The 8,802-nt window shown below is 68.6% G+C and carries 4 protein-coding genes and 1 pseudogene; 2 read left to right on the top strand and 3 right to left on the bottom strand.

Annotated elements, in window-relative coordinates:
- Positions 1-63 precede the first annotated feature (63 nt).
- Both D7V97_RS35605 and D7V97_RS35600 read left to right on the top strand, forming a co-directional pair.
- Positions 64-3,261: a hypothetical protein gene (locus D7V97_RS35605; RefSeq protein ID WP_120615075.1), complete on the top strand. Its 3,198-nt coding sequence runs from the start codon at positions 64-66 to the stop codon at positions 3,259-3,261.
- 317 nt (positions 3,262-3,578) lie between these two features.
- Positions 3,579-4,958, top strand: a complete 1,380-nt coding sequence (locus D7V97_RS35600) for a serine hydrolase (RefSeq protein ID WP_368668986.1) — start codon at positions 3,579-3,581, stop codon at positions 4,956-4,958.
- 147 nt (positions 4,959-5,105) lie between these two features.
- On the opposite strand, the gene D7V97_RS35595 is transcribed toward D7V97_RS35600, so the two are convergent.
- The 3 genes and pseudogenes from D7V97_RS35595 to D7V97_RS35585 all read right to left on the bottom strand — a co-directional run.
- Positions 5,106-6,440 carry a hypothetical protein gene (locus tag D7V97_RS35595; protein ID WP_120615073.1) on the bottom strand — a complete coding sequence of 445 codons (1,335 nt, stop codon included), beginning with the start codon at positions 6,438-6,440 and terminating at the stop codon, positions 5,106-5,108.
- Complete coding sequence (locus D7V97_RS35590; protein ID WP_120615072.1) at positions 6,437-8,629, bottom strand: hypothetical protein; 2,193 nt, start codon at positions 8,627-8,629, stop codon at positions 6,437-6,439. Before D7V97_RS35590 ends, D7V97_RS35595 begins: the two co-directional genes overlap by 4 nt.
- Positions 8,619-8,802 (bottom strand): annotated as a pseudogene (locus D7V97_RS35585) (hypothetical protein); the annotation flags it as partial. The pseudogene D7V97_RS35585 and the gene D7V97_RS35590, both read right to left, overlap by 11 nt.

The following is an 8,802-nucleotide window of genomic DNA, read 5'->3' as shown; positions in this document are numbered from 1 at the left end:
TTCTTCGGCAGCGTCAGAGGTGTATAAGAGACAGCCCCCGAGACCCGCACCCTCCCGCTGTCGGTGCAGCTCACCGGAGCACGCCCCCCGGGCGAGACGTGCGGGCGTCCCATCCCCCTCGTCCTTTCGAATGGCGAGTCCGGCGGCACCGTCCGGATCACCGACACCCTGAACGGCGCGACGGACGACGTCCCCGAGGATTGCGGTGCGACCGGCACCGTGCCCGAGCGCATCTACGCACTCGTCATCAACCAGCCCCGGCTCGTCCAGGCCACCGCGACGCGGACGGGCACGAGCGGCTCGCTCGCCCTGCGTCTCATGGAGCGACGCCACTGCGGGACGCCCTATTCCACGACCTGCCAGGAGGGGACGAGCGCCACCGTCCAGAAGCTGCTCCCCGCGGGCACGTACTTCCTCGTCGTCGAGTCGGACACCGGTGTCGACTTCACGCTCGACGTGAGGGCGGCGGGTGCTACCGAGGGGGAGTCCTGCATCAACCCCGTCGGCTTCGACTTCCCCGCGGGGGGTGGCACGCGCACGCACGAGGCCACCACGAGTGGCAGCTCGCAGGAAAACCACAACAATGCCTGCATGGGTTACGGCCTGCCCGACCGCGTGTACAGCCTCACGCTCACCGACCCGTACTCGAACGTGGAGGTGACGGCCACCGCCCAGGGCACGAACAATGCCCCGGCCCTCCTCCTCGTCCCAAGCTGCACGGAGATCGTGGGCCAGGCGCAGAACTGCGATCCGACGGTCCAGGCCTCGCGCGTGCTGCATCAGACGGCCGTCCCCGCGGGCACATACTTCCTCTGGGTGAAGGGCCCGAAGGTGGCCGGCACGGCCTACCACCTGGAGGTCTCCGTGACGCCGACCCCGGAAGGCGACACCTGCTCGGTCGCGACCCCGGTGACGCTGTCCGCAGGGCCCACCGGAGGCACGGCCACCCTCACGGGCACGACCGTGGGCATGGCGGACGACCTCAACGCCTGCAACGTGATCAGCGATCTCCCGGACCATCTCTACTCCCTCACGTTCGACCGCGAGCTGGACGTGAAGGTGAAGATGACGTCCGCGCAGGCGTCGGCCCGGGGCATGGTGTCGCTCGTCGACGCCACGTGCCGGGAGTCCAGCTCCGTGTGCAGTCCGTGGGAGGCGACGAACGTGACGACCCTGCGCGCGGGCAGCCTGGGCGCCGGCACCCACTTCTTCTCGGTCGACCACGCCACCGGCGGACCCGACGCGTACGCGCTCGAGGTCTCCGCGGCGCCGCATCAGCCGGGAGAGACGTGCGCGACGCCACGCCCGCTGGTGTTCTCCGAGGGCGCCGCGGGAGGCACCGCGGTCCTCGCCTTCGACCCCCATGACTTCTTCGATGACCCGAGCGTCGACTGTTATGGCAACGGGGCGGACGCGTTCTTCGCGTTCACCATCGACCGCGTGCTCGACCTGTACGTGGCCGTGCCGCGCGATGCGTCCACCGGGACGCCGCTCCTGTCCCTCCTCAAGAGCTGCGGCGAATCGCTGTCCTGTGATCCGATCTTCCAGTCCTCGGGGCCGTTCGCGCGGGGCAGCCTGCAGCCGGGCACGTATGTCCTCGCCGTGGATTTCGACCATGCGCAACAGGAGGGGCCCCTGACGCTCCAGGCCTCGCTGACGCCGCCCACCCCCGGGGACACCTGCGAGGTCGCCATTGCGCTCGGCATCCCCCCGGAGGGTGGCACCACCGTGGTCCCAGGCAGCTTCGCGGGCGCCTTCAACAACCACGAGGGGAGCTGCACGTTCTTCTCCCCGGATCGCGTCTACACCTTCACCACCACCCAGCGGATGAGTTTCATCGCCGAGGCCACCACCGCCTCGGGCACGAAGGCACCAGCCCTCACGCTGCGCGGCGGTACCTGTGACGGCGCGGAGTCCACCTGCGCCACGGACGGCAGGGCGCGGTCCTCCATCCGTGCCGAGGACCTGGCGCCAGGCACCTACTACGTGTTCGTGGACCAGGCGCTCTACAGCGCACCTGGCGACTACTCGCTGAAGGTGTCCCTGGGAGCGCGGCCAACGGGTGACGTCTGCGCCAGCGCGCTCCCCCTGGGGCTGCCGACGAGCGGCCCCGGCCAGGTCACCGTCCAGGGCGACACGGGGAGCTTCTTCCACGACCTGACGCCCTCCTGCGGGGCTTCGTCCGGGACGAGCAACGCGCCGGACTCCGTCTACACCTTCACCACCACGGCGAAGATGAACCTGCGCCTGTCCACGAAGGCCCTCACCTCCGGGTTCCGGCCCACCGTGTCGCTGCGCCAGGGTTGCGGCAGCTTCGACACCGACCTGCGCTGCGCGTGGACTCCCGACTACTCGCCCGATACGTGGACGAGCTACCGCGACCTGCCCGCGGGCACGTACTACGTCGTCGTCGACGGCTACGACGCCAACCAGGTGGGCGCCTTCGAGCTGGTGGCGCGCCTGTCCCCCTCGGGTCAGGTGGGGGAGAGCTGCACGAGCCCGGAGCCGGTGACGCTCTCCCAGGACACCTACGGCCGCGCGACGCTCACCCGCGCGTTCCCCGACTACTTCGAGGACCACCAGGACTGCTGGAGCTTCGACGGCAGCGACGCGGTCTTCGCCGTCACCACCGACCGTCCGCGACGCCTCCATGCCCGCGCCAAGGGTTCGCCGGCCGTGACGCAGCCGGTGCTGTCCGTCCGGGGCAGCCCCTGTGCCAGCTCGAGTTCGCAGCTCGCGTGCGAGCGCGCCTCGCTGGACGGCCTCTCGCGCGCCTCCGCGGACCTCCCGGCGGGCACCTCGTACCTCATCGTCAAGTCGCCCCTGGAGAACCCGACGGGCACCTTCCAGCTCGACGTGGAGGTGGACGACTTCGCGCCGGGCGACGTCTGCGCGGGCGCCCTCCCCGTCTCCTTCTCGAATGGCGCGGCGGGCGGCACGGCGACCGTCACCCTGGACCCTGCCGCGCACGGCTCGGACGTGAAGCTGTCGTGTGATTCCGGCAATCGGCCCGACACCTTCTTCACCTTCACCACGGACCGCATGCTCAACCTGTCGGCCACGCTCCGGCGTCAGAACACGAGCGACACGTTCTCCATGGGGCTCGTGGCGGGCTGCGGAGGGGCGGAGGCGGTGTGCCGCGCCACCGGCTTCTCCACGTCACCGCTGGTGCTTACGAAGAGCGCGCTGCCCGCGGGCACCCACGTGCTCGTCGTCCGGGGTGGCACGGGCTTCAGCGTGGACCTGTCGCTCACCCCGTGAGCGGTCGGGAACAACGCGGGGGCCTCCCGACGGAAGGCCCCCGCCTTGCGGAGCTCAAACGGCGTCGCGGATGCAATCAGCGCGCGCGGCCTGCGTACGGGCCCCATCCGCCCTTACTGGAGAACGCCATGCGTCCACCGCTTCGCCGTTTCGCACTCGTTGCCCTCGCGGGCTGTAGCGCCGTCACCCTGCTCACCGCGGCCGACACACGAAAGCCCACGACGGAGTGGTTGGCCCGTCCCTCCGAAGCGGCCCGCCTCGCGCGGGTGGAGGCGGGCCTCACTCCCGCTACGATCCCTGGTGAAGAGCCACGGCGCATGTCGCTCCAGCGCTGGATGGAGCTGTACAAGATTCCCGGCGTCAGCATCGCCGTGTTCGAGAAGAACGCGCTCGTCTGGGCCAAGGGCTATGGCGTGATGCAGGCCGGCGGCACGGACCCCGTCACGCCGGACACGCTGTTCCAGGCCGCGTCCATCAGCAAGCCGGTGACGGCGCTCGCGGCGATGCACTACGTGGAAGCCGGCAAGTGGTCGCTGGACGAGAACATCAACGACAAGCTCATCTCGTGGAAGCTGCCGGAGAACGACTTCACGAAGACGGAGAAGGTGACGCTGCGCCGCCTGCTCAGCCACAGCGCGGGCACCACCGTGCACGGCTTCCCCGGCTATGCCGTCACCGAGCCCCTTCCGACGACGGTGCAGATCCTCGACGGGGTGAAGCCCGCGAACACCGCGCCGGTGCGGGTGGACGTCGTTCCCGGGACGCAGACGCGCTACAGCGGCGGCGGCATCACCATCGTCCAGGCGATGATGGTGGATCAGCTCAAGAAGCCGTTTCCGCAGATCATGCGGGAGACGGTGCTGGCGCCGCTCGGCCTGAAGCACAGCACCTACGAGCAGCCCCTGCCCGCGTCCCTCGCGCCCCTGGCGACTTCCGGCACGTACTTCGGCGGCAAGAGCGTGGAGGGCCAGTGGCACGTCTATCCGGAGATGGCGGCCGCGGGCCTGTGGACGACGCCGTCAGACCTCGCACGCATCGCCATCGAGGTGTCGAAGGCGCGGGCGGGCAAGTCGTCGCGCGTGGTGTCCCAGGCCATGGCGAAGCAGATGCTCACGAAGCAGTCGGATGACTTCGGGATCGGGTTCCAGTGGGAGGAAGGCAAGAACCGCTTCGGGCATGGCGGCTCGAATGAGGGCTTCCAGTGCTCGCTGACGGCGTTCGCCGACTCGGGCAGCGGCGTCGTCATCATGACCAACTCGGACAGCGGCTACATGCTGTTGGATCGGATCGCCGACAGCGTGGCCGCCGAGTACGGCTGGAAGTCCTATGTCCCCCGCCCGGCGCCGATGTTCATCCAGGTGGGCCTGTTGGCACGACTCAAGGGAACGGAGGCCGCCCTCGCCTGGTACCGGTCGATGAAGCGGGACGGAGCGGAGGGGAAGCTCTCCCCCGACGACCTGAACAACCTGGGCTACCAGCTGCTCCGGGAGGGCCTGAAGGACGACGCCCTGAAGGTCCTCAAGGCGAACGTCGAGCTCTATCCCGACGACTCGAATGCCCACGACAGCCTGGGCGAGGGCTACATGGAGGCGGGGCAGAAGGCCGAGGCCATCACCCACTACAAGAAGTCCTTCGCGCTGGATCCGAAGAACACCCACGCCGTGCAGATGCTCCAGAAGCTCGGCGCGCAACCCTGAGCCTTCCGGCGCCGCCTGGGTTCAGGTGGCGCCGCGGGCACGGCCTCCCGCGAGTGTCATGGGCCGCCCTGTCGGATCGCTCGTGGGTCACCTCCTCGGATCGCTGTCCCGATCAGCCCGCGTGCTCGGGAGCGGGACCTCCAAGAGTCAGGACCGGTACCGCTCCGCCTCCTTGAAGAACTGCGTGAGCGAATGCTCCAGGAGCGACTCGCGCGACTGCATGTATCGGCGCGCACGGAGGAAGGGCAGCCAGACGCGCTTCCCAACGCGCACCTGGGACTCCTCCATCTTCGCCCGCAGCACCCACGTCCCGCCCAACCGCCGCACCAGCACGTCTCCCAGGTAGGCCCCGAGTGCCGGTGCGGTGTGCCCATCGATGAGTTGCCGCTCGTACCTCTCCGGGAAGTTCTCCCGCCAGAAGAAGAAGTCGAGGTCCGTGAGAGACTCGGCCGTCTCGTCCATCATAGACGGCACCTTGGTGTGCAACGCTGCCACGAGTCTTTCGGACAGCTCTCCATAGGCGGCGAGGACGCGCTCCGGGTTCTCCACGTCAGAGGGATGGGCGACTGGGAGCCACTCCTCCGGCTCCAGAGGCCGGAAGGCGTTGAGTTCAGCAATCTTCTGCTGACGCTCGCTGATGGCGAACTCATCCGGTAGCCGTGAGAGGAACGGCGCCACGTCAGCGTGGAAGCGCGGCTCGACGGGTACGAGTGCGGCGCTGCGCTCCCTCAGCGTGCGCAGCACCGTGTCGAAGTCGAGCTCCGGCCGCAGGTGGACATGGGATCGAGCCTGAGCCACGCGCGCGTCCTCACTGTCGAAGTCGGCAGCAGTGGGCCGCAACACCAAGAGAACGGAGCCATTCGGGAGTTCCTCCACGAGGTGCGCAGGCGTAGAGAGCATCCGCTCTCGGCCGACGGATTCCACCAGCTTCGGACCGAAGATGTTCAGCCAGAACAACTCATAAATCTTGTCGAACCCATCCCTGCGAGAGGTCGTTCCATCACGACCGAAGTAGGGAGCGCCTGCGAGTTGCCGGTCCGCCATGCCATGGGCCATGGCATATGTGACGGGAATGTACCGAGCCCAGGCTCGGACCATTTCAATGAACTCCCAGCAGCGCTTCGCGCTCGAAAAGAAAGAAAGCGGCTGGAGCGCTACCGAGATCCCCAGTTCGGCGGGCGAGGCTGCGCCGCCGAGGCTGAGTGTCATATCCAACGCCGGAGCCATGGTTCGATAAAGCCCGATGGATACGCTTCCGGCTCCGCGCTCTTCCTCAAGCGTCTTCGAGATTGCGGTGCGTGAGTACTTCCGTCGCCGCCTTCCTTCGATAACATCCGGCATCCACTCGCCTGCATGCGCCTCGAGTGCATTGAGGATGGACTCCAACTGCGTTTCGCGCGCGACGCGTTCGGCGGCAGTGCCGTCGACGAGCAGCCGCAGTCGGTCCTCCGCTGGCAGCTCATGGAACTCCAGGATCTTCATTGGAACTGCACCTCCACACCGGCAACATCACTCTCAGCTTTCCTCACTGAGCGTTCCAGTGCATCAAGATCTTGAGGCAGGAGCCTACCGCCCTCGTAGATGACTCGAACTCTCTGAACCTGCGCTTTCTGCACAAGCCCTGGTCGGCGGATAGACAATGTTTCCCCGTAATACCGAAGTGCCTCGCCAGCATCGTCAATCAACTGAGATTGGAGCGGCTTTTCCTTCATCAATGAAAGGTCCCGACTCTTGAGGCTGAACGTCTCCACGCGGGGCGTCGGGCCAGCGGCGGGCCCCTCTTCGATGGCGAGCACATCCGCGAAGCGAAGGTCCGCCTTCGCAACCCCCACGTGCGTCTCGATGCGGGGCTGGTCGAAGTCTTTGAGCCACCGCCGCTGCGCCCGCGGCCGGGCCGCGTCCTCCTCCATGAGGGCGACCATCTTCCTCTCGAAGGCCAGGCCCCGAGCGTACCGGTCACGCATCACCTGATAGCCCGCCCACTCCAGCGGCCCCTTGGACGCCTTGTGCTGCACGATTTCCGCAGCCCTTCTCTCCAAGTACGACAGGTAGTCCGGCCAGAGCGAATGCACTTCGGCACCTGGAGGTGCAGCTTTCAGCAGCGCCTCGCGATGCTTCTTCAGGAAACCCACGTCCATCGGCAGCCGCGCTCCTCCTGCCTCGGCCTCCGCCTGCCGCAACTTCGCTTCCGCCACCTCCGCGGGGATTCCGGCCACGTCCGGCGGAAGGGAAGGTCTGCCGCCACTTCGCTTCCCGACGCCGCCCCCCGTTGCGCTGGCTCGAGAGGGCTCCCGATACCGCTCCGCCAATGTGGCCTGCGCCTTCGGCAGGTTGCCTCGGGCTTCATGGAGGGCCACGACGCCAGCCGGCCCCTCCACCACCGCGAAGAGGGCGACCTCACGTTTGCCCCGAATGAGTGAGAAGACCTCGCGGACTGCGTCGGGGCCGAATTGCTCCTCCAACTCCTTCACGACGGCTTTCAGCGCTCCGACGTCCGGCGCCGAGAGCCGCCGAAGGCCCGCCCGCCCGCCGGACATGGACTCCGCAAGGGCTCGCGCTCCCTTGCCCCCGGCATACAGCGCCACCATCAGCGCGGCCGGCGCCAGTTCGCGCGTGGCCTGCTCGTACTTCCCCTGAGCCAACGAGTACGCCCCGTGCCCCGTCCCCACCGTCAGGTGGTAGAAGCCCACTGGAACACCGAAGGTGAGGTGGTCGAAGGCCCCCGCCGAAGTGCTTCCCGGCGAGTAGTGCCGCTCCGTCAGCGCCTTCTGCACTTCGTCGAGAGCCGCCTGGTAGGGCAGTGGGAGTTCGGTGCGCTTCGCCCAGAGGCTCTGCCCCCGCGCTCCGTCGCTGGCCGCACTGCTGGAGAGGATGTCCCGGCCTGCGCGCCCCAGGCCGCGCAGCACGTCGCGCGCCTGCTCACCTCTCTCCGGGAAGCCCTCCAGCGCCAGGCCCCGCCGCTTCAACTCCTCGCGCACGGTGGCCATGGCGCCCAGCGTCTCGCGCAGTTGCTTGTCACGGGCGAGCCGTTGCACCACCTCGCGCAGCTCATCGTCGAAGGCCGAGTGGAGGACGAAGAGGGCGAGCACCTCGGAATATGGCACGCCGTACTTCTCGACGGACGTGACGAGGAAGGCCGCGCGCTTGCGGCCGAGGGCTTCCGAGGCCCGCGCGTCCATCGGCCCCAAGGCCCCCAGGCGGACCGCGTCCCAGTCCTCCAGCGACTCCACCAACGCGGCCATGTCCACCCCGCGCTGCATGGCCACGAATTGCGCGGGCGAGGCACACGCCAGAAAGGGCTCCAGCACCTCCCGGCTGGAATCCAGGTGGGGCCAGCCCGAAAGCACGGGCCTTCCCCCACAGACGACGGCCCCGCCGCTGGCCACCGCCTTCGCGCCTGACGCACCCGCGCCCTCGCTCTCCCCAACGAGTGGCTCGCGTCGAAGGCCCAGGGGCTCCTCCGCCCCCTCCGCAGTGGAGACCAGCACCTCGCCCGGGTACGCCCCCTCCGCCGCGCTCCTCACCGCCTGGGTGGACGCGGACGAAAAGGGCCTGAAGGCCAGGGTGGCCCCATGGCCCGACTTCGCGGGCAACGAGGCGCAGCCCGCGTTCAGCAGCGCCACCGCCAGCACGAGGCCAAGCCCGCCGCGCCAAGGCCGCTCAGCGCGCATGGTCCACCCCCAGTCCCACGGCCGCGAAGGCGCCCGGCCGCAGCGACCCCTCCGCCGTCGGGAACAACAGCGTGCCGCCTTGCCCCACCGCGTACAGCGTCCCTCCGAGGAAGCGCCACCGGGCCTCGCTTGAAACGAGGTAGCGCGCGCGTGGCTGGCCCATGCCCATCGCC

This window comes from Corallococcus sp. CA053C (assembly GCF_003611675.1).
Classification (GTDB): Bacteria; Myxococcota; Myxococcia; order Myxococcales; family Myxococcaceae; genus Corallococcus.
The sequence above is the reverse complement of the archived record's forward strand: the minus strand, read 5'-3'. Positions and strand labels throughout refer to the sequence as shown.

Coding starts and splice junctions, on each gene's coding strand:
- D7V97_RS35595 (WP_120615073.1), bottom strand. CDS start 6,440: ATGAAGATCCTGGAGTTCCATGAGCTGCCAGCGGAGGACCGACTGCGG.
- D7V97_RS35590 (WP_120615072.1), bottom strand. CDS start 8,629: ATGCGCGCTGAGCGGCCTTGGCGCGGCGGGCTTGGCCTCGTGCTGGCG.
- D7V97_RS35600 (WP_368668986.1), top strand. CDS start 3,579: ATGTCGCTCCAGCGCTGGATGGAGCTGTACAAGATTCCCGGCGTCAGC.